The 20631-nt window shown below is 40.5% G+C and carries 19 protein-coding genes; 13 read left to right on the top strand and 6 right to left on the bottom strand.

Annotated elements, in window-relative coordinates:
* Window positions 1-234: 234 nt before the first annotated feature.
* Window positions 235-735 carry a universal stress protein gene (locus tag WKK05_RS09180; protein ID WP_341529429.1) on the top strand — a complete coding sequence of 167 codons (501 nt, stop codon included), beginning with the start codon at window positions 235-237 and terminating at the stop codon, window positions 733-735.
* A 243-nt stretch (window positions 736-978) separates the two neighbouring features.
* Here the strand turns inward: WKK05_RS09180 and WKK05_RS09175 are convergent, their stop codons facing one another.
* Complete coding sequence (locus WKK05_RS09175) at window positions 979-2412, bottom strand: AAA-like domain-containing protein (protein WP_341529428.1); 1434 nt, start codon at window positions 2410-2412, stop codon at window positions 979-981.
* Window positions 2413-3826: 1414 nt separating this feature from the next.
* Between WKK05_RS09175 and WKK05_RS09170 the strand changes: the two genes are divergently transcribed.
* The 3 genes from WKK05_RS09170 to WKK05_RS09160 all read left to right on the top strand — a co-directional run bounded on the left by WKK05_RS09170 (window position 3827) and on the right by WKK05_RS09160 (window position 4738).
* Complete coding sequence (locus tag WKK05_RS09170; protein WP_341529427.1) at window positions 3827-4135, top strand: RNA-binding protein; 309 nt, start codon at window positions 3827-3829, stop codon at window positions 4133-4135.
* Window positions 4136-4249: 114 nt separating this feature from the next.
* The gene (gene rpsU / locus WKK05_RS09165) at window positions 4250-4438 is read left to right on the top strand and encodes a 30S ribosomal protein S21 (protein ID WP_341529426.1); all 189 of its coding nucleotides are present in this window, start codon (window positions 4250-4252) and stop codon (window positions 4436-4438) included.
* Window positions 4439-4504: 66 nt separating this feature from the next.
* Window positions 4505-4738, top strand: a complete 234-nt coding sequence (locus WKK05_RS09160; RefSeq protein ID WP_341529425.1) for a DUF3134 domain-containing protein — start codon at window positions 4505-4507, stop codon at window positions 4736-4738.
* Window positions 4739-5365: 627 nt separating this feature from the next.
* On the opposite strand, the gene WKK05_RS09155 is transcribed toward WKK05_RS09160, so the two are convergent.
* The 4 genes from WKK05_RS09155 to WKK05_RS09140 are packed head-to-tail and all read right to left on the bottom strand — an operon-like array spanning window position 5366 to window position 11427.
* The gene (locus tag WKK05_RS09155; protein WP_341529424.1) at window positions 5366-5824 is read right to left on the bottom strand and encodes a cupin domain-containing protein; all 459 of its coding nucleotides are present in this window, start codon (window positions 5822-5824) and stop codon (window positions 5366-5368) included.
* A gap of 55 nt (window positions 5825-5879) precedes the next feature.
* Window positions 5880-8303, bottom strand: coding sequence for a glycoside hydrolase family 15 protein (locus WKK05_RS09150; RefSeq protein ID WP_341529423.1), 2424 nt, complete (start codon window positions 8301-8303; stop codon window positions 5880-5882).
* A 49-nt stretch (window positions 8304-8352) separates the two neighbouring features.
* Window positions 8353-9291: a cation diffusion facilitator family transporter gene (locus WKK05_RS09145; protein ID WP_341529422.1), complete on the bottom strand. Its 939-nt coding sequence runs from the start codon at window positions 9289-9291 to the stop codon at window positions 8353-8355.
* Window positions 9292-9306: 15 nt separating this feature from the next.
* The gene (locus tag WKK05_RS09140) at window positions 9307-11427 is read right to left on the bottom strand and encodes a glycogen debranching N-terminal domain-containing protein (RefSeq protein WP_341529421.1); all 2121 of its coding nucleotides are present in this window, start codon (window positions 11425-11427) and stop codon (window positions 9307-9309) included.
* Window positions 11428-11485: 58 nt separating this feature from the next.
* Between WKK05_RS09140 and WKK05_RS09135 the strand changes: the two genes are divergently transcribed.
* Entirely contained in the window at window positions 11486-11641 is a 156-nt protein-coding gene (locus WKK05_RS09135) for a hypothetical protein (RefSeq protein WP_341529420.1), read from the top strand.
* Here the strand turns inward: WKK05_RS09135 and WKK05_RS09130 are convergent.
* A complete protein-coding gene (locus WKK05_RS09130; RefSeq protein ID WP_341529419.1) occupies window positions 11638-12450 on the bottom strand; it encodes an SDR family oxidoreductase in 813 nt (270 codons plus the stop codon). The two genes, WKK05_RS09135 and WKK05_RS09130, sit on opposite strands and share 4 nt — an antisense overlap.
* Before the next feature lie 735 nt (window positions 12451-13185).
* Between WKK05_RS09130 and WKK05_RS09125 the strand changes: the two genes are divergently transcribed.
* The 8 genes from WKK05_RS09125 to WKK05_RS09090 all read left to right on the top strand — a co-directional run bounded on the left by WKK05_RS09125 (window position 13186) and on the right by WKK05_RS09090 (window position 20576).
* Entirely contained in the window at window positions 13186-13680 is a 495-nt protein-coding gene (locus tag WKK05_RS09125) for a DUF2231 domain-containing protein (RefSeq protein WP_341529418.1), read from the top strand.
* Window positions 13677-14270, top strand: coding sequence for a DUF2231 domain-containing protein (locus WKK05_RS09120; protein ID WP_341529417.1), 594 nt, complete (start codon window positions 13677-13679; stop codon window positions 14268-14270). The genes WKK05_RS09125 and WKK05_RS09120 overlap by 4 nt, the downstream gene beginning before the upstream one ends.
* Window positions 14271-14294: 24 nt before the next feature.
* Window positions 14295-15215, top strand: a complete 921-nt coding sequence (locus WKK05_RS09115) for a cytochrome c oxidase subunit II (RefSeq protein ID WP_341529416.1) — start codon at window positions 14295-14297, stop codon at window positions 15213-15215.
* A complete protein-coding gene (locus WKK05_RS09110; protein ID WP_341529415.1) occupies window positions 15205-16881 on the top strand; it encodes a cytochrome c oxidase subunit I in 1677 nt (558 codons plus the stop codon). The genes WKK05_RS09115 and WKK05_RS09110 overlap by 11 nt, the downstream gene beginning before the upstream one ends.
* 242 nt (window positions 16882-17123) lie before the next feature.
* Window positions 17124-17789, top strand: coding sequence for a heme-copper oxidase subunit III (locus WKK05_RS09105; protein WP_341529414.1), 666 nt, complete (start codon window positions 17124-17126; stop codon window positions 17787-17789).
* A gap of 37 nt (window positions 17790-17826) precedes the next feature.
* Window positions 17827-18072 (top strand): hypothetical protein, encoded by a 246-nt coding sequence (locus tag WKK05_RS09100; protein ID WP_341529413.1) that lies wholly within the window; start codon window positions 17827-17829, stop codon window positions 18070-18072.
* 89 nt (window positions 18073-18161) lie between these two features.
* The gene (locus tag WKK05_RS09095) at window positions 18162-19529 is read left to right on the top strand and encodes an NAD(P)/FAD-dependent oxidoreductase (protein WP_341529412.1); all 1368 of its coding nucleotides are present in this window, start codon (window positions 18162-18164) and stop codon (window positions 19527-19529) included.
* A gap of 84 nt (window positions 19530-19613) precedes the next feature.
* Window positions 19614-20576 carry a VOC family protein gene (locus WKK05_RS09090; RefSeq protein ID WP_341529411.1) on the top strand — a complete coding sequence of 321 codons (963 nt, stop codon included), beginning with the start codon at window positions 19614-19616 and terminating at the stop codon, window positions 20574-20576.
* Window positions 20577-20631: the final 55 nt, after the last annotated feature.

The following is a 20631-nucleotide window of genomic DNA, read 5'->3' as shown; positions in this document are numbered from 1 at the left end:
GGGTTTCCCGGAGCAGGCGACTGTGTTAGCGCAGCGTAAAGCCAACTCTTAGAGAGGCTGCGCTAACAGCAGTCCCTCTACTTGGGGTATCCTCAAGATCGGGCTGCTTCACCGCACGTGTGGCTGCACTCACTGTCCAACGCAGTGGCTCCCCGTTGTAGCGACTGGCGTCACGTCTCTACTTCTTTGTAAATTAAATACCTGACAGCTTACCAATAAAAATTGGAGGTATATATGTTTAAAAAGATTCTAGTTGCACTGGATAGGTCAGAGATGGGGCAACAGGTTTTTGAGCAAGCATTTAATTTAGCAAAGTTAACACAAGCCAATTTTATGCTGCTACACGTTCTATCTCCAGAAGAAGAGGGCAGCCCTTATGTACCGATGTTGTCTAATTTTGACTATTATCCAGGATTAAACAATCAGAGTTTTGAGTTATACCAAAAGCAGTGGGATGCTTTAAAAAATGAAGGTATCCAGATGTTGCAGCATTACTGCGCTCAAGCCAACACCGCAGGTATCACTACAGAATTTATACAAAACCTTGGCAGTCCTGGTCGGATCATTTGTGATATGTCTCAGAGTTGGGGCGCTGACTTAATTGTTATGGGGCGTCGCGGTCGTTCTGGTCTCAGTGAACTATTCCTTGGTAGCGTGAGTAACTATGTCCTTCACCATGCGCCATGTTCAGTACATATAGTGCATCTTTCGGTTCCTGCTAAGGTCTTGGCTTAATCAGGTGCTAGCAGTTTTACAGGTAACATAGGAGACCCCATTGAACAATTTTACAAACTGCTTACTTGTAACAAAGTAAGCTAATCGTCATTTATCGAAACAGAATAAAGGCGTCAGGAGTCAGGAGTCAAAATATTAGATTAACGCATCCAATAATTCAAGTGGTAGATGGAAATTTATAGTTTCCTGAGATGAATTTTGACATAGACATTCATTAGTTTTTATTGAGAATTAAGATGCGTTTTACCAAATTTTTGTAGCTAATTGTTTTGTAAAATATGTGCGGTAGAGTTCGCAACGCGGTTTAATCAAATCGCCTTCAAAGCGGGTCAAACCCAAACTTTCAAGTTTATTAGCATTAATAGGATTAAAAGGAATACTTTGCTGTGCCGTTAGGATTTCGGCATATATCTGGGCTAGGGTAGGATTTTCTTGCAGTTTGATCCATTTTTGCCACAAATGATGGCGGTAAATGCCACCGTTAGTGAGCGCATCCTGTATCAGTTCTCGTAAAGTTATTCCTTGAGAGGAAAGATAATACAAACTAAGCTGAACCAGCGCTGGATGCCCCCCCACTAACCAGATAAGTTGGGCTGACTCCTTCCTAGTAAACCAGTTTAAGTTGTAGCGACTAGCTAAATCTTCTACTTGTGATTGAGTAAATTCATTGAGAAATACAGGTAGACCAATGTTCAACGGGGAGCAGTTAACATCTAAAGAGATATACTCTTGCGTAGAGTAAACCAATACTAGTCTCAGCTTTTGCCAATTGGGATTGTGTCGTGCTTCCTCACACCAGGAACCTAACAAAGCAAAAAACTCCTGGCAAACGTGAGGATATTTAAAGAAATAATCAACTTCATTTAATACCAAAACTACCGGATTTTGGTATTTTTTGAGTAGGTAATTCTGCAAATAGAAGCTACTAGTTAACTTAGAATCAATTTCCTGATCCCAGTTTTCCTTAAGCTTGGGATCGATGCCTAATTGAGTTGCAATTCGCCAGCAAAGACAACGCAATAGCTTATTTAAATCAGTTAGACAGTCTGCATCAATCTGATAGCAATTTAGATTTACAGTGTGATATTCTTGCTGGCGTGCAAAGGCCAACAGCCGCAGCACTAGAGAACTTTTACCCATCTGTTCGTGAGCGCGAATCCGAATTATACCCCCTGGTTGAGTTATTTCTTGATAGACAGCTTTTTCCAGTGGCGGACGTTCGATATAAAATGGAGAATCAAGGGAAATCGGGCCATCTGGGTATGAATAACAAAGCTCAAGCTTCTGACGTTGTTGTTTTGCCAAAGAGTCTTGAGTTATTGATTGCAACGGATATATCTTTTTCGTGCTATCGATCTGTAATAGCGATTGAGTAGTTTTATCCTGATTTATTTCACTCCCAATACTGTAATCTTCCCTAGATAATTCCAGGTTAAAGGCATTAAAACATAATTTAAGTGTTCGCTGATCTACACTTGCGTTCAAAGACCACAATCGGCTGAAAGTTTTTCTAGATATATAAATGCGATCGCTTAATTCTCTCAAGCTGAAAGGAACACCGTTATTTTGGGCTATCTCTAGGCTTTTAATTGCAGATTGTAATCGTTTTCGCCCCACAGAAGTCAAGATAACTCCTCGGTTTCGTCTAGTTTTACATTGTTCTACTTCACTAACCATACAACTTACCCTGATAAAAGTATTGTATTTCTATAACTAAAGCTATTTTTATTATTTAAGATATTATGAATTTATTTAATATGCTTTGAATAAGCATTACTAATTTAGCTGAAGTAAATATAATTAAACTGATATTTTATAATTTTTGCTTTCTTTGCTAAATACAAATTATGAAATTTAAGTTATTTATGTTACCTATTTAAAACTTTTTCATAATGATTTTGCTGCTTGGATTAGTTTTTTAGAAATATTTCTCAAAATATTGATGATTAAATTCATACTTTTTTCCGATTAAGAACTGTTGGCTAGCTTCCAGAGAGTAATAAATCGGCTTACAGATACAATTACTTTGTATCTCCAGATTTTTTCCCAAAACTTGAAGCTAAGTTTATCAATGAAAAATAAGAAACTGATAGGGACGCTAAAAGTGGATAAAGGAAATATAGAAAAATAGAAGCACCAGAATCTGACTACGTTCCTGAAAGCTATTGCCCCCTACGTTCCATTGGCAACTCCGGCTGGCAACCGTCTGATGTCTGGCGTGATATTTGGGTTGATGATTTCTGTAGTGGATGGTGGCGATCGCCTGCCTCTGTTAAAAGGCTGATTATGTATTCTACTTATGTGCGTACTAGTGCAGCGTGGCATAAATAAATACTGGAGTTGAGGCTAGGCAATGAAAAACGACCCAGCAACGCTGAGTTGAAAAGAAATACTCTTCAAGAATGAAAATCTACAATCTTAAACAGATTTGTTGTTCAGAAAACAGCGGCTTTGGTCTTTGTTCTTCTACTTAAATAACAAGCCTTGAAGCTCTAACAATAATGCCTAGTTATCGCTATACAAACTTGAAGCTGCAAAATTTTTGCTTCATTTTATCATTACTAAAAACCAAGCAGATTTTTTAGCAGTTTATGAATGTCGAAATATCTATCCTAGTGAATAGGGGAGTAAAAAAAGAGCAAATACTTAAAAGCCGAATTAATAAGGATAGCGAACATTGGTTAGTAGTTGTTCAGTACATTTTTGTAAATGAATGTAAATTTATTTGCCAAGTCAATGTTAGCCCGGAAGGAGGAAAAATCTGCTTACTCTGCAACGGGGATGAGGTATTTTAAAAAAGTTGATAGTTCCAGCAAGAACTAAATTTGAGTTTTTAATTTAACCAACTTGATCAATATAAAATATTTGGAAATATTTATTTGGGTTATGAATCATTCATCTTTGACTCAATCAAGCCCAGTTTACCTAGTCACACCTTAAAGTTATTATCCGAGGTTACGGAAACTAAAAACGAAATGATCCGCTAAGATGGTAAATGAGAATTAAATTCGGTTGCAGCGTTTGTTTTTAGGATGACAGACATTTCTCCCAAGTCTAAATCTCTGCACACTTATGATTTCGGAGATCATCTATGTCATTGTATGTAGGCAACCTCTCTTATGAGGTTACACAAGATAGTCTAACTGCTGTGTTTGCAGAATATGGTTCGGTAAAGCAGGTTAAACTTCCTACCGATCGGGAAACCGGACAGTTGCGCGGCTTTGCTTTTGTAGAAATGGGTACAGAGGCTGAAGAAACCGCTGCAATTGAAGCTCTAGACGGTGCTGAGTGGATGGGACGTGATTTGAAAGTAAATAAAGCTAGACCCAAGGAAGACAGAGGTTCGTTTGGTGGTAACCGGGGGGGATATTCAGGTGGCGGTGGACGTAACCGTTACTAAACTTTAAAACAAAAATTTTACAAGCGAGTCTTTAGCTCAGATAAGGTGTCTGTCTTTTTTTGGACTGTTCTCTTCAAACAGCCATTGATTAAGTCAGTTTAGTAGGAGAAGATAATGACTCAAGTAATAGTGGGCGACAATGAACACATTGAGTCTGCCTTACGTCGATTTAAACGAGAAGTTTCCAAAGCCGGAATTTTTCCAGATATGAAGAAGCATCGTCATTTTGAAACGCCACTAGAAAAGCACAAGCGCAAAGAAGTTGCTAGACACAGGCAACGTAAGAGAAATTCCCGTCGCTAATCAGAACATGAAAGAATCATTTTTCCGTTTTGGCACAGTAACCCCTAATTAAAAGCGAGTTTTTTTATGCTTACAAGTCCTTTGCGCGAAGAGCCTCGGAACCAGCGAGCTGCTGTAATTCCTTCAAGTAATGAGTTTGTGCTTTTGGAATGGCTCAAATCGAATGGCCGCCTCATCAAGCGTGAACCTCAAGAATCTCAGTATCTTAATGAAGTAGAAGAAATCTCAGAAATGATAGATTTGGATGATATCCCTTATGATCATGACGATGACGACGTTGAAATGGATTTGGAAGCATAGTAGATTAGCCCCATTTTAAGTGAGTTCAGCAATATTAAAGAGTATTACAGGCTCATCTACATCGTTGGACAAAGCTTAATTCACATTAATCCAGCCAGCGCTAGTAACTAACTTCATCACCAAGCAAAAGCGCTCATACTTCTACAATAGAATTATGAGCGCTGGTGAATCAGATTCAGAAACCATTACGAGGATTATCTATTTGCTAGATAGACCGAAGTAGATATTATGGTAACAACCATTAAGTAAATAAACTGCTAGGGAAGTTACAAATATTTTGTTAATTATGCTACTTGTACGAGTTAGCCTAATAGTTTTCACCTTCCGGCGGTGGTTAAGTTGGTATGAAATATCAAAGATTCTCGTAGGTGTCCACCACCAATAATATGGATTTACTAAAATAAATTTTGGACACTACATCACAGTCAATCCCTCAAATATCCACATACTAGGAAAGTTGTTCACTCCCGTAAAGAGGGCTGAAGTTGAAGTAACGCTAGTCCTACCCGCTACTAACTTAATACCAATTCAATTAATGATTGCAACACATCTTTGGGTGAAGACGCGATGAATCGCGTCTCTACAACATGGTTTATTTGCCACATTCTTTTTTCAAATTGGTATTACTTACCTAAATCGACAAGATTGGTTTACAGTCGGAGTCTTTTCAAATTGCACCATTATTAAAACAGCTGGCGCATCGCCTACTGTTCCAGATAAGTGACCTTTATGACCTTGCGCGTCTGTTTTCGTACCCTGATCTTCTCCAAAGGAAATTTCGCCTTCCCCCATCTCGACTCGCTGACCGTCCATAGTCTCCACAAACCAGCGTCCCGACAAAGGTATGATCCACTGGGGTTTAGGGTTCTCATGCCAGTTACCAACCCATCCTACGGGTAGCACAGTAAAGGTGATTGTAGCACCGGACTGCTTCAAATTAGAAAGCCACTGCGGTGAGGTATCCGGGGCTATGCCTTTTTCTATGAAGTCTTCAATTTGACAACGGGATTGGTGACTTATACCGTCGTTGTCAGTCCAGACGTGCCAATATTCAATTGTTGGTTTGGGTGATGAGTTATTCTGCATAATAATGGCTCTTTTTGATGCGAAATGTATTGAAAGGCGAATTAGAAATTAGGAATTACGCAATTTTAACCGTATAATTGTGTCCTTCCCATTTGCTGCTTTCAATCCAGAAAAAGGTAAAGTTGATTGGCTGTTCCTGATTATCAGAAATAGAAATATCTGCAAAGCTAACTCCTATCTTTGTAGAAGTAGCAGGTGTATTTTTGACAGTTTGCCAATTATCATCTGACCAGTGCAATTGAAAAGATGCTAAAGCGTGAATTCGCAATGTATAACCTTTTTTAACTTTCTCTATTTGTCGGTTAAACTTCCACATTTCAAATGATTTACACTCTTGTCTTTCGCCTAGATATCGATTCGCCACCTGTGGAATTAAATCAAATACCTGACCATCATGATTTGACCGCAACATCTTGATATACTCTGAGTGCGCCCACATCAAAGGCATTGCAGAACCTGTTGGTTTTCCTAAATACAGATGGGTTTCAGGCATATCTGCTTCATCCCAAACCTGTTCGGGTAGTAAACAAGTATCTGAAGCAAATCCTTCCATCGCCTTGATATATGTTTTGACATCGCCGCCAATAGCTAACTCATAATGTCCCCGTTCTCCTGTCAAGAGAGGCCAAGCGCGTCCCTTACCATAACCAGTATAAGGACTGCCGTCTTCTTGCTGGCCGTAGCCGTCGTGGTTGTAACGATGCCAACAAGGCCCAGCAGGTGTATCAACTTTTAAAACTGCATCAATTACTTTGACAGAATCAACAATAATCGGGTCATCAGGTTTGCGAATTCCATAGCGTACTAATTGTAAAAACCCACCATCAACAATTTCCTTAGCGGGAAATTCTGACGGTTCATCAGGTGGTTGACTGCTAATAAAAAGAGTTCCTTGGTTAGGATTTTCGTTGGGTTGAGGATTATTTATATCTGTAGGAGTAATGCGAATGTAATGGCGTTTGATGCCAGAAACTAAAGTTCCTTCAGTAGTAACTGTCCAAGCTTCGATATGAGATTCTAAAAAATCAGCGTATTCTTCGATAAACTTTGCTGTTGCTTCATCCCCACGTTCACGAACAAATTGAGCAGCACAAATTAAGGCGGCAATATTAGATGCTAATGTTGATGGTGAATAACCGCTATTTTCTTCCCAGCGTTCTTGTTGGGTAGCTGGGCCGTGACGAATTAAATAACCTGCCGCCCGTAAAATCATCGGATAAATATCAAAGTTTAAACAAGTTTTTTGCTGGTGCAATAGCCATGCTAACAGAATGGGAAATGCCACCTCATCAAGCTGGATACCTGTCCAATAAGGTTTACCATCAACCCAGAAATTTTGGGGAAAACCACCATCTTCCTGCTGACTCGTGGCGAGATAAATTAGCGATCGCACTGCTGTATCTGTTTCCCCAGCAGCCACTAAACCTGATACACTGCTAACCATATCCCGCGTCCAGACAAGGTGATATCCTCCTTGATCTTGGTCGTCTTTGGCTTCACCCCAAGGGATAGCCATAGATGCAATTAAAGCACCGGGATAAGTTTTGTCTTCATGTGCCAACAACAGACTAACGCTGTTGTGATACAACTTCCCATCATCGTATGAAACATTTTCTAATGAGTGGATGCCGTTGCGCGTAGACGCGGAGCGGCTTGTCGTTAGACATCGCTTCCACTGTTCGTTATATAGCTGTTTCTGCTGTTCAAAAGGAATATTGAGTGACTGAAACAGTGTAGAAATTGCGTTGTGCAGATTTGTGCCAAATGCTAATCCTAAAGTAAACTCTTTAGTGCTGTCTAAATTTAGTTCTCCAGTTAACGCCAGGTTGCCATCTACAGCACTGTCAAACTCCCAATCCATCTGAAAATTATCAGCTAAATCTGTCCAGCCATCACTTTCACCGACGTAGCCACAAGAAAGACGGGTAAAGGGAATTGTTGCACCCAGCGCTAACCATGTTCCTTGTTTCTCGGCTGTGAGAATACGATGTCCAGCAACTTGTACAGCGTAACCATTATTACCTCTACCTCCAACTTCCAGATGCGGCGCACACAAAGCATATAGCTGGAGTTGGGAAATAAAATCGCTATTTCCTGTTAACTTTGTGCGTTGTAAAATACAGGATAAATGCGGGTCAGCAATCACTTCTTTGATTACAGCATAACGCCCTTGTGGATCGGAATTAGTGATGCGATATCCTAAACCATGAGTCCACATCGGTTCAACTTTTGATTCGAGATGGCGTTTCTCTTCGTGAAAAAAGTTTTTTCCATCAGAAATTAGATACTGTAAATCCCGAACTTGGGGTTTATCTACTGTGGGATGGTAGACTTCAGTGACAACACCATTCCAAATAGTAAACCAAATGTTACTAGAGGTAGAGTAAGCTGTTCCGACTCCATCTTTATTAGCATGAGTCCATCGAGGAGCGATACCCGGTGAGCCAAAAGCCTGCCCTTGACCAAGAATTTTTATCATAATTTGTTGTGCAGTTTAGTGCTGTAATTAATACTTCTTTTATTAAAATTTATTGAGAAGTTTGAGACGTTTTTCGAGCAGCAGCTAAGGATTTAGCTTCAATAAAAATTTGTTTAATCTCAGGATGCTTTTGGGTAATTTTTGCTTCTAAACTTTCTACAGTTAAGGCTATTTCCTCACCTGTAAGATTGTTATAAAATTGAATTTCTAAGTTGAGTAATACTTCTTTGGGAGCAAGTTGCATTGTTAGCACCCGGATAACCTCTTTCACTCCTGGTTCTGTTTTTGATAAAGAACGGATATTGGCGATGGTTTGAGGATCGGCACTTTCACCAACTAATAATCCTTTACTTTCTCTCGCTAGCACTACTGCTACAACAGCTAAGATAATGCCAATAATAATCGAAGCAATGCCATCAAAATAAACATTATTAAATAAATGTCCTAAGAAGATTCCGATTAAGGCCACGAATAAGCCTAAAATTGCGGCAGTATCCTCAAATAATACTGTAAATACTGTGGGGTCTTTACTGTTTTTAATTGCTTGCCAGAAATTTTGTTTACCCTTAGTTGGCAAAAACTCTTTTAAAGCTACAGTCCAAGAATAACTCTCCAATAATATTGCAATACCTAATACAATATAATTCCACATTGGGTTTTCTAAAGGGCTGGGATGAATTAAATGAGTGATTCCTTCATAAATTGACATCCCACCGCCAAGGGCAAAGATGAGGATAGCAACGATAAAAGTCCAGAAATAAAGTTCTAGACCGTAACCAAAGGGATGGCGATCATTTGCTGGCTTTTGGCTTCTCCGAATTCCCAGCAAAAGTACCAGTTGATCGCCAGTATCTACCACTGAATGAATCCCTTCAGATATCATAGCGGAACTGCCAGTAATAGAGGCGGCGATAAATTTAGTAATAGCGATCGCTAAGTTAGCCCCCATCGCCGCATATATAGTTTTATTAGATGAATCAGTTGCCATAAGAGTAAATAATCATTATGTAGAAATTTCTAATTCACCATCGAGATGGGTAACTTCCCATTGAGTTTGTTCGCCATCGCGCCAAAAGCGCAATCCCACCGTAGCGTCTCCTACAGACAAATTTGTGAGTTCTAAATCGGGTAAGCAATCTGGTAGATTCGGCTGTACTTTTAACTGTTGTTTTGAAGCATCAGCTTTGAGTCCTAAAATAGTACGAATAAGTAAAAAAATTGAACCAGCAGCCCAAGCTTGAGGTATATTAGCGTCTGGATAAGGTACGGGAAAGTTATTATCTTGACGTTCAATTCCTGCAAACAATTCTGGCATTCGCCCAGCTTGAAAATAACTAGCAGCAGCAAAGATACCCTCAGCAATGCGATTAGCTTCTTGGTGATAGCCATATCGCTTTAATCCGGCGGCAATAATAGAGTTATCGTGAGGCCAAACACTACCCCGTTGATAACTAATTGGGTTATATGCCTGATTTTCAGATGAAAGAGTCCGTACACCCCAACCACACCACATATCTGGTTGAAAAAGTCGGTTAACAAGTTTTTTTGCTCGTTCCTGTGGGACAATACCAGACCAGAGCAGATGACCAGGATTTGAGGCAATTGATTGAATTTGCTGCTTTTTATCGTCTAATCCTAAACAATAAAAGCCAACTGAATCCATCCAAAAGCGATCGTTAAATCGTTGATAAAGTTCTTCGGCTTTTTGACGCAGCTTTTTAGCTTGCTCTTTTTCGCCCCACACTTCATAAATTAAAGCTGCCCTCAGCCACGCATCATAAACGTAGCCTTGGACTTCACACAAAGCGATTGGCGGCTCAGCTAACTGCCCATCGGGGTAAACTATTGCGTCACCCGAATCTTTCCAACCTTGATTGCGTAATCCTTTTGATGAATGAGTTAAATACTCAACAAAGCCATCCCCGTCAAAATCGCCGTATTTGTCAATCCAATTTAGGGCTTTTTCCAGTGGCGCTCGACACTCATCAAGCATACTGACATCAGCGTTCCAGTTATAGGCTTCAGCTAAAGTAACAATCCACAGGATGGTAGTATCTACTGTTCCGTAGTAGGGATGATATGGAAGTAGGTTTAATGTAGTTAACTCATCGCGCCGCATTTCGTGCAGCATTTTGCCCGGTTGGGCATCGTGCCAATCATCCAACTCAGTAGCTTGGAGTTGAGCCAGTTTCACTAACGTGCCACGGGCAAATTCATGATAAACTGCGATCGCTTGCAAGCTCGCAATTATTGAGTCACGTCCAAAAACAGCAACAAACCAGGGAATACCAGCAGCAGGCATCCAAAATTGATGTCCATTATCATCCACCTCAATCCGCAACGCTCCCATATCTGCGATCGCTTGCTGATAGTATTCGGCAATTTCAGCATTAGACGAGCGCAACTTTGTCGCATTCATCAGAAATTCATCCCTAACCTTTCCCGCTTTTGTATTGTGAGGCACAGCGCAGGTGCTTTGAGGTTTGAAGATATTTCCATCGGCTAAGGCTGTAAAATTAACACAAGTGTGCCATGTTTTTCCAGGAGCGATGACCACATCAAACATTAAACGACCATTGGCATAGCGTGGCTCAGAATTACCACAAATTGGCTCAATCACAATACCTCGCAAGAATGAGCCGTTGCAATATTCAGTAGTGAGTACACCATTTTCCCATTTGGTTTGTGTCTCACCTCGCGTCAATATTTGCTGTGATTTGACATCAAAAATATCCGCAAAATCAGAACGCACAGCTAGCATTAATTGAAACTTAACATCTTCATTATAATAGTTAGTTATATCAATATCTTCATGCATACCTTCTACAATGTCGCGCCCAACGGTTACAAGTAAACTACCAGCAGGTAGAGTGCCATTGATAATAGGAAGTGGCGGGTTGGTAAATTGGTAAAGTGCATTATGATGGGTGATATTGCTAGAGGCTAGCAGCGAAAGTCGGTAGCGATTCACCGAAATTTCGTAATAAGAAATTAGCCGTGTGTCCCAAACAAAAAAACCTTGAGGTAAATTTTCGTCGATAGAACCATCACTAGCCGTTACTAAAAAAGAGGAACCATCGTTAATGGTTATCAAACCCGAATTGACAATAACTTTTGTAGGCATTCTCAATTAACCAATTCTGTGGTTTTAATTACCCCGCTTCCAACAAGCGGAAAGTTTTGTGGCTCTTTTTAAATACCGATTACAAAACTTAATTACGAATTACGAACTTGTACTGAGTTTCGACTACGCTCAACTACCGCGTAGCCGTAAAGCCTGCGGCATAGCTGCGCTTAGGGCGCAGCCTCTCGTAGAAAAGTATTACGAATTATCTTAACCATTGTCTGTAAAACCTGGATACAAAGTCATACCACCATCTACAAACAGTGTTGTACCGTTGACATAATCAGAGTCATCAGAAGCCAACCAAACTGCTGCTTTAGCGATATCTTCTACATCTCCCACACGTTTCGCTGGAATTAGTTTTAGTAAATTTGCCTCTGCTTGTGGAGTATCCCAAGCTGATTTGTTAATTGGAGTTTTGATGGCACCAGGAGCAATACTATTAACGCGAATTTTGTGAGGAGCAAGTTCTTGGGCAATACTTTGCATCATCATATTTATACCACCCTTGCTCGTAGCATAATTAACATGACCAGCCCAAGGAATTACCTGATGTACGGAACTCATACAAATAATCTTACCTGCCGCACAAGAAATATCAGGCTTCACACCTCGACGCAAGAATTCCTTTGCGGCTTCCCTAGCACATAAGAATTGTCCCGTTAGATTTATCCCAATCACTACATTCCATTGCTCGAGGGTCATATCTATAAATGCTGAGTCTTTTTGAATGCCCGCATTACTTACTAAAATATCAATAGTGCCAAATTGTTTAAGGATCTGGCTGAACATTGCTTTTACTTGGTCTTCTTTGCTGACATCAGCTTGAATCGCAAATGCTTCACCATTAGCAGCTTTGATATCATCGACAAGTTTTTGGGCTGATTCAGTTTCCGAATGGTAATTAATAGCTACTGCTGCACCTGATGCAGCCAAATAGCGAGCGATCGCTTCACCAATTCCAGAACTAGCACCTGTCACAAGTGCTTTTTGACCTTTAAGTAGGTAAGGGGAATAACTCATAATACTTTTTCAGAATTTTTGCTATGTATTTTCATTTGCAAAGTTTGAGGATAGCTGATATTGAAAACTTATGATTTAATCCAAATTTAAGCAAGCTGTCCTACGTTGAAATTTTTATACTAATTACATATTTTGCTTATGTGTTTAATTTTTGACAGCTATTTTGGTGATTCTGGCATTACTTTAGAGGTTTGCAAGAATGAACGCTTCTAGCCATTGGAATAATAAATATCTCTACCGAAAGAACGATAAAAATTTCATCACGATTTCATTATTGGATGAAATCTTTAAAGGATGAAGTCAGTTGCATGTCTTTCTTAAGCAGGAGATAGATTTTATAATAATTTCAATTTTTTGACATGGATTTGTTTATACAAGAGTTTGATTAATGATAAGTAACTATTTACTAAAGTTATTTCTTAATCTTGTAGAGATGCATATTTTCAGGTGTGTATGATTATTGATGATAAAATTTAACAAATTTCTTTTACTATCTGCCTTTTTTAATAAAATTGGAAATTAGAGAGATGTAGCTAACAAGAAATCATAATTTATTTTTAGATAAGTCATCCCTAAGATAGTAGCTTTTTGCTCTATCTTTTAGATATTGATTGTTATGAATTCTAAATCTTGTCAGCATCTGCAAAATTAAAAATCTTCAAACAGTCAATACTGAATTTTATTTTTACAAAATATCTAAGTAATCACAGCATCTGATACCCCAAGGAAAAAGCGATGTCTGCCTTACCTCTCAATAGCCAAAATTTACCATACCCCGATCCTTTGCACCCAATTATCGTTCACTTTGTGATTGCGATGGTGTTTTTTTCTTTCTTCTGTGATGTTCTAGGCTATTTCACCCGCAACGTGCGTTTATTTGAGGTGAGTTTCTGGAATATGTTTGTTGCTGCGATCGCAATTTTCATCGCGATTATCTTTGGTCAATTTGAAGCAGGACTAGCCCAAGCCCAGAAAGCAGCCCAGTCAACACTGAATTATCATACCGTCTTGGGTTGGTCACTGGGGGCGATGGTTGCGGCGATCGCTGCTTGGCGTTTTGTGATTCGCAACCGCAGCCCCCGAAAAGTACCACCTGTTTACTTGGGGGCTGCAACATTTTTAGTCTGCCTAGTGTTTTTGCAAGTGTATTTAGGGAGTAAACTGTTTTGGGTGTATGGGTTGCACGTAGAACCTGTAGTTCAAGCCATGAAACAGGGAGTTTCACCATGAACCCGCAACTGATTGAGCAGTTGAGATTGCGGCTGGGTGCTAACGGATTGCCTTACGAGATTCCTGTACATCCCCAGTTAGTGCATCTAACGCTGGGTTTGTTTATCATTGCCATCATCTTTGATATAGCAGGAGTGCTGTTTTCTTTAGAAAAACCAATTTTCAAATTTTTGGGATTGGCTGCCATCCGTTCTACCTTTTTTGATGTCGGCTGGTACAACCTCATAGCAGCAGCAGCTATTACATTTTTCACGGTTGCGGCTGGTTTTTTTGAGCTACTGTTAGCAAATCCACCAGTCGATCAAAAGAGTGCCTGGGGATTGAGTGCTGGTTGGACGATGCTTTTACATGGTTTGGGTGGCGTTTTGCTGTTGGGGATCATTGTCGCCATGACTGTATGGAGAGGTTTGCAACGCTATCGCTGGCGGAAGGATGCTTCCAGACAGGTGCAGTGGAGTTACTTGTTAGCAGGGATTGCGATGCTAGGCATATTATTCGTCCACGGAACATTGGGGGCGCATTTGGGAGAAGAATTTGGGATTCATGTTACTGCTGCTAATACCATTTCTAAAAATGTTTACAACAAATAATTAAACGAGAATTTATTGAATTTTATGTTTAGTGTTTTTGAATATGTATTAATAGCGGTTTATGTAGCAGTGCTGCTCGTCGTCAGTCGGTGGATTGGGCAGCAGGCATTTTCTTGGATGCCTCCGCAAGCTACAGCAGAAGCACAACGGGTAGATGATTTATTTAGCTTCTTAGTCTCAATTGGAGCATTTATCTTACTTGGGCTAATTGGCATCATGATTTATGCGATCGCTTTCCATCGCGCCCCACCAGAAGACTACACCGAGGGACACCCCTCTAGAGGTGATGCGAGGCTAGAAATATTGTGGACAGCAACCCCAACTTTGTTAGTAGTGTGGATTGCCTTTCAAAGCTTTAATATTTATCAGCAGTTAAATATTTTAGGTCTAAAGCAAATCGTGCATTTGCATACACCCCTTGAATCTGCACCTGCTTATGCTGCAACCGTCAGCGATGTCCCTAAACCTGCATCTGAGACTATTGATGTTTTCGTTAAGCAGTGGGATTGGTCTTTTCGTTATCCAAATAATGTTACTAGTAATCAACTGCATCTGCCGATCAATCGTAGCACTCGCTTAAATCTGCAAGCGCAGGATGTAATCCACGGTTTCTACGTCCCTGAGTTTCGCTTAAAGCAGGATATTATTCCAGGGCGCGACATTGATATTGTGCTAACACCGATTCGCTCAGGCAAATATCGGCTGAAAGATTCTCAATTTAGCGGTACTTACTTTGCCTTAATGGAAACGGATGTATACGTTGAATCCCTAGATCAATATAACCAATGGCTCACGCAAACTGCTAATAGCGAACAAACTCCAGCAAATCAGGCAGTTGCCGAAAATATCCAACCACCAAAAACATTGTTTAATAGCGGCTGGAACACCGTCACACCTGCTCAACCTGGCATTGCCAATAAAAGGAAGCAAAATAATGACACATGATTTTAGTCAAGAAATTACCGGGGATCGAGAATCGGAAAATTCCCAGAATCAAGAGGGTAATAATTGGCAACAATATTTCACCTTCAACACCGATCATAAGGTGATTGGAATTCAGTATATGGTGATGACCTTCATGTTCTTCCTGATTGGCGGACTGTTGGCGATGCTGATTCGGGCTGAGTTACTCACCCCAGAATCAAATCTGGTCGATCGCCCGCTTTATAATGGTTTGTTCACCATGCACGGGACAATCATGATTTTCCTGTGGATTATTCCCTTCAATGCAGGTCTTTCTAACTACTTAGTACCACTAATGATTGGAGCGCGGGACATGGCTTTTCCCTTGCTCAACGCCATCTCTTTTTGGATTTTGCCACCCGCAGGTCTTTTACTACTATCTAGCTTCTTCGTCCCAAACGGCACTGCACAATCTGGCTGGTGGTCTTATCCGCCAATTAGTCTGCAAATTCCAGGCGGTGGACTGATTAACGGTGAATTTATTTGGATAGTCAGCCTAGTTTTAATAGGTATCTCTTCAATCATGGGGGCTGTTAACTTTATGACAACCATCTTTTGGATGCGCGCCCCAGGGATGACATTTTTTCGGATGCCTGTGTTTGTTTGGTCGGTTCTCAGCGCCCAGTTATTGCAACTAATTAATTTACCTGCTTTGACGGGTGCATTGATCCTGCTGTTGTTTGACCTCTCCTTCGGTACACAATTCTTTAAACCAGACGGGAATGGCGATCCGATCATTTATCAACACCTATTTTGGTTCTACTCTCACCCAGCAGTTTATATCATGGCACTACCAGCCTTCGGTATTTTTGCGGAGGTTCTGCCTGCATTTTCTCGCAATCCCCTATTTGGCTATCGGTCAGTTGCGCTCGCAACCTTGGGTATTGCTTTTATCAGCATCTTCGTTTGGGCACATCACATGTTCACCAGTGCAACCCCTGGTTGGATGCGGATGACCTTCATGGCTACTTCAATGTTAGTTGCCATACCTACCGGTATTAAAGCCTTCGCTTGGACTGCCACTATCTGGCGGAGCAAACTACATCTAGAGACACCAATGCTGTTTGCCATGGGAGGTGCAGCCATGTTTATTTTTGGCGGTGTTACTGGTGTAATGCTTGCTGCCACGCCCTTTGATATCCACGTTAATAATACTTACTTTGTTGTGGGACACTTCCACTACATCGTTTTTAACACGATTACAATGGCAATCTTCGCGGCAATTTACTACTGGTTTCCCAAAATAACTGGAAGAATGTATGCTGAGGGTTGGGGCAAGTTACATTTTTGGCTGACCTTTATTCCTGCCAATATTACCTTTTTCTCCATGCACCCATTAGGTTTACAAGGAATGCTACGCCGAGTTTCTTCCTACGATCCACAATATCAAGGATGGAACATTATCGCTAGCTTGGCATCATTCTTACTAGGAGCATCCACACTACCTTTTATTGCTAACATAGTAGGCTCTTGGCTTTACGGCCCGCGGGCAGTTGATAATCCTTGGCACGCTACTGGATTGGAATGGACAACCTCTTCACCACCTCCGCGAGATAACTTTGAAGAGATTCCAATTGTCAAAAGACCTCCTTATGACTACGGCAATCCAAAGTACTCAATAATCGAAAATTCTAATAACAATGAGTAAGGAGTTAGAGGATGTTTGAAAAGTCATGATTGATGTATCAAATATTTTTTCCCCCACCCTAGCCCTCCCCTTATAAAGGGGAGGGAACCGGATTTTCTTGTTTCTCCCCTTTATAAGAAGGGATTAAGGGGGGTAATAATTCGATTAAAATCACAACACACCACTTTTCAAACATCCTCTTAGACAAATTTTAATTACGAATTATGTAGCTTGCTTCTCGCCTTTGGCGAGTATTACGAATTATGCAACGTCGCACTATTCATATAGATGAAAGTCCTATCCGTTTTGATCTGTGGCGGCGACGCTTGCCAAATTGGTTACAGCGCTTCCTACCAAGTGGTGGCGGTAGTCATGAAGATCATCATGGTAAAGGAATGTTCGGATTTACCGTGTTCCTGCTGTCAGAAAGCATCATATTTTTGAGTTTTATCTTTACTTATGTTGCTCTACGACTGACTACTAAAAACTGGCTACCACCCGGTATTTCTGGGCCAGAATTGTCTACAATTGTGGTTATTAATACGGTAGTATTACTTTCTAGCAGCTTTGTCATTCAACCAGCAGAAAATGCCCTCAAGCGTAATCAACTCAAGAAATTTCGTTGGCTATGGTTAATAACGATCGCAATGGGGAGCTACTTCTTAGTTGGTCTGCTAATTGAGTGGAAAAGTCTCGACTTCAAGATTACTACAGGATTAGTTGGTTCGACATTTTACTTACTAACAGGTTTCCACGGTCTACACGTACTGGCTGGTGTTGTGCTTCAGATAATTATGCTGATTCGCTCATTTATTCCAGGCAACTATAATAAAACTCACTTCGGAACAAGTGCGACTACTCTGTTTTGGCACTTTGTTGATGTAGTTTGGGTCTTTCTTTTCTCACTTCTCTACCTTTGGCGAGCGTAAAAAATTCAGAAATGTCAGTATTTTAAGGAGTAATTTGATGAATCTATTCTTACAAGAAATACCAGCCTCAGAACTCGCACCAAAAGCAGTTCAAGAAACTCCAGCACCAGGTAAAGATCCACTAATTGCACGCGGGTTACAAAAAGAGCAATATGCTGGCATTATTGGGCTAGCGATCGCTCTAATTGCTGCTGTAGGATTTTTTAGTCGGAGAGTTGAATATGCTATTGCATTCGCTCTTATTATCAGTATATTTTTAATTGCTTTGTTTTTATTCGTATAGCAAATCAGTGATTAGTCTTTTGTAAATCAATATACTTCTGGCAAAAATCCTGACTATACACTCTTTATCAAGAGTTTGGAGAATATTTTATGAACAGTCCAGTTTATCAAACTGTGATTATCGGTGGTGGTTTTACCGGGTTATTTACAGCCTTACATTTAGCTCACGAACACTATCCTCGTTCTGTGATCTTGATTGATAAAGATGAGCGATTTTGCTTTAAGCCATTACTATATGAATATTTCGATGGCGAGATGGATAGCTTTCAGGTAGTTCCTCGCTTTTCGGAACTACTTAAAGGCAGTGGTGTCATCTTTGTGCAAGATACAGTGCAATCAATAGACTTGCACCAACGGGAAGTTAAATTAGCTTCGGGAAACTCTTACAACTACAGCAACTTAGTATTAGCTTTGGGCAGTGTTACTGGCTATCATCAAGTTGAAGGTGCTAGAGAAAATGCCTTTCCTTTCTGGACGCAAGCAGATGCGATCGCTCTTGACCGTCATTTACGTGACTGTTTGCAAAAAGCCATCCAAACGGAAGATGTAGAACAACGCCGAAAACTATTAACAGTAGTCATAGTTGGTGGTGGTGCAAGTGGTGTAGAAATGGCGACAACCTTAGCTGATTTCCTCCCACATTGGTATAGCGCTTTAGGAGGCAATTCGAGTGAAATTCGCGTGGTATTGCTCAATCATGGTCAAAAAATCCTTGATGGCGATATTAACGATCCACTACGTCCAATTGCTGAGAAAGAATTACAAAAACGTACTATACCAATTGAAATCCTTACGGGAGCAGAAGCCACTGCTGTTCACCCTAACACAATTGAATATAAGAGCAATAATCAAGTTAACATACTGCCAACATACACCACAATTTGGACAGCTGGTACTTCCACTCATCCACTAATTCAAGACTTACCAATTCCCAAAGAACATCGAGATCATCATAACCGTCCCCTAGTCACTCCCACCATGCAATTGCTCGACTTTCCAGAAGTTTTTGCGGGCGGTGATTGTGCAGCAGTTCAGGAGAATTCGCTACCACCTACAGCCCAAGTTGCTTATCAACAAGGAGCTAATATTGCCCAGAATTTGAAAGCGATCGCTCTCGGAGAAGACCTTAAGCCAGCAAAGGTAAATATACGCGGAACTCTCTTAAAATTGGGGTTAAATGATGCTGCTGCTAACCTTTTCAATGTTTTTGAAGTTGCAGGCGAATCTGGGCATTTAATCCGTCAAGGCACTTATTTAACGCTATTGCCAACACCAATTCATGACTTTCAAGCAACAACAGAATGGGTGGATGAAGAGATTTTCCATCACCACCTTGACCCTCACGATGTAGGGAAAAAAGTCGTGCAAGCAGTGGAAGTAGTTGGTGCAGGAGTTGTAGGCGCTTTAGTTGCCAGAAAATTATTAAAAATGTTGGGAGATGAGGAGAAAAGTAAATAAAGAGTGGGGAGTGGTAATAAGCTTTTAACCCTGACATAATCTCCTTCAAGAGAACGTTAATTATAAGTACAAAGGCTGCTAAATATGTCTAGTCAAACCGATGTACAAGTACATAGAATTAGAGCTATTTACTTAACAGTAACAAGCTGCAATCGCTCTTTGGAATTTTATACACAAGCACTCTTGTTTGAACTAGTTTCTGACATTACTGTTGAAGGACAGGATTACAGCGACTTAGAAGGTGTGACTGGGGCAAAAATTCGCATTGTAACTTTACGATTAGGTGATGAACTTATCGAGTTGATGGAGTATCTTAATATTCAGGGTAAACCCATCCCCAGCGATTCACAAAGTAATGATTTGTGGTTTCAACATCTGGCGATTGTAGTGAGTGATATGGATCGCGCTTATGCTCACTTGCGTTCATTTCCCGTTGAACCAATTTCTGTTGCACCGCAGACAATACCAGTTGATAATGAAGCATCTGGTGGTGTCCGCGCCTTCAAGTTTAAAGACCCTGATGGTCATGATTTAGAGTTAATTTGGTTTCCGCCTGATAAAGGAAAAAAGAAATGGCATCAGAAAAACCATCGCTTGTTTTTGGGAATTGACCATAGTGCGATCGCTATTTCCAATACCGAGCAGAGTCTACACTTTTACTGCAACCTCCTGGGAATGCAAATTGATAGCCGCAGTCTCAACTGGCGTGCAACCCAATCTCGCTTGGATAATTTACCAGGAGCTGAAGTCAAAATTACAGCACTGCGACCTATTCAAGATGGTGTAGGAATTGAACTATTAGACTATATTTTGCCTGGAAAAGGCCGCCCAATGCCGAGTGACTGGAAAAGTTGCGATATTGCACATATCCAAATTGAGCTAGTTGTAAATAATCTTGAGCAGACGGTAGAGATACTACGGTCAAATGGAGTTCGATTTGTATCGTCAGGGATTGTACAGTTTACGGTTAGTGGAAGTTGCGATCACAAGGGTTACTTAGTTAAAGATCCTGACGGACACGCTATATTGCTTGTTACCGACACATGAATTAGTCATGCTTTTGTCACACTCTTATCACATTTTTGCAATAACTCTGTCAATA

This window comes from Nostoc sp. UHCC 0302, from assembly GCF_038096175.1.
GTDB lineage: Bacteria > Cyanobacteriota > Cyanobacteriia > Cyanobacteriales > Nostocaceae > UHCC-0302.
This window is presented reverse-complemented; position numbering and strand designations above follow the sequence as displayed.

Coding starts and splice junctions, on each gene's coding strand:
- WKK05_RS09125 (WP_341529418.1), top strand. CDS start 13,186: ATGTCTGCCTTACCTCTCAATAGCCAAAATTTACCATACCCCGATCCT.
- WKK05_RS09130 (WP_341529419.1), bottom strand. CDS start 12,450: ATGAGTTATTCCCCTTACCTACTTAAAGGTCAAAAAGCACTTGTGACA.
- rpsU (WP_341529426.1), top strand. CDS start 4,250: ATGACTCAAGTAATAGTGGGCGACAATGAACACATTGAGTCTGCCTTA.
- WKK05_RS09160 (WP_341529425.1), top strand. CDS start 4,505: ATGCTTACAAGTCCTTTGCGCGAAGAGCCTCGGAACCAGCGAGCTGCT.
- WKK05_RS09110 (WP_341529415.1), top strand. CDS start 15,205: ATGACACATGATTTTAGTCAAGAAATTACCGGGGATCGAGAATCGGAA.
- WKK05_RS09120 (WP_341529417.1), top strand. CDS start 13,677: ATGAACCCGCAACTGATTGAGCAGTTGAGATTGCGGCTGGGTGCTAAC.
- WKK05_RS09175 (WP_341529428.1), bottom strand. CDS start 2,412: ATGGTTAGTGAAGTAGAACAATGTAAAACTAGACGAAACCGAGGAGTT.
- WKK05_RS09155 (WP_341529424.1), bottom strand. CDS start 5,824: ATGCAGAATAACTCATCACCCAAACCAACAATTGAATATTGGCACGTC.
- WKK05_RS09095 (WP_341529412.1), top strand. CDS start 18,162: ATGAACAGTCCAGTTTATCAAACTGTGATTATCGGTGGTGGTTTTACC.
- WKK05_RS09150 (WP_341529423.1), bottom strand. CDS start 8,303: ATGATAAAAATTCTTGGTCAAGGGCAGGCTTTTGGCTCACCGGGTATC.
- WKK05_RS09100 (WP_341529413.1), top strand. CDS start 17,827: ATGAATCTATTCTTACAAGAAATACCAGCCTCAGAACTCGCACCAAAA.
- WKK05_RS09105 (WP_341529414.1), top strand. CDS start 17,124: ATGCAACGTCGCACTATTCATATAGATGAAAGTCCTATCCGTTTTGAT.
- WKK05_RS09170 (WP_341529427.1), top strand. CDS start 3,827: ATGTCATTGTATGTAGGCAACCTCTCTTATGAGGTTACACAAGATAGT.
- WKK05_RS09180 (WP_341529429.1), top strand. CDS start 235: ATGTTTAAAAAGATTCTAGTTGCACTGGATAGGTCAGAGATGGGGCAA.
- WKK05_RS09145 (WP_341529422.1), bottom strand. CDS start 9,291: ATGGCAACTGATTCATCTAATAAAACTATATATGCGGCGATGGGGGCT.
- WKK05_RS09140 (WP_341529421.1), bottom strand. CDS start 11,427: ATGCCTACAAAAGTTATTGTCAATTCGGGTTTGATAACCATTAACGAT.
- WKK05_RS09090 (WP_341529411.1), top strand. CDS start 19,614: ATGTCTAGTCAAACCGATGTACAAGTACATAGAATTAGAGCTATTTAC.
- WKK05_RS09115 (WP_341529416.1), top strand. CDS start 14,295: ATGTTTAGTGTTTTTGAATATGTATTAATAGCGGTTTATGTAGCAGTG.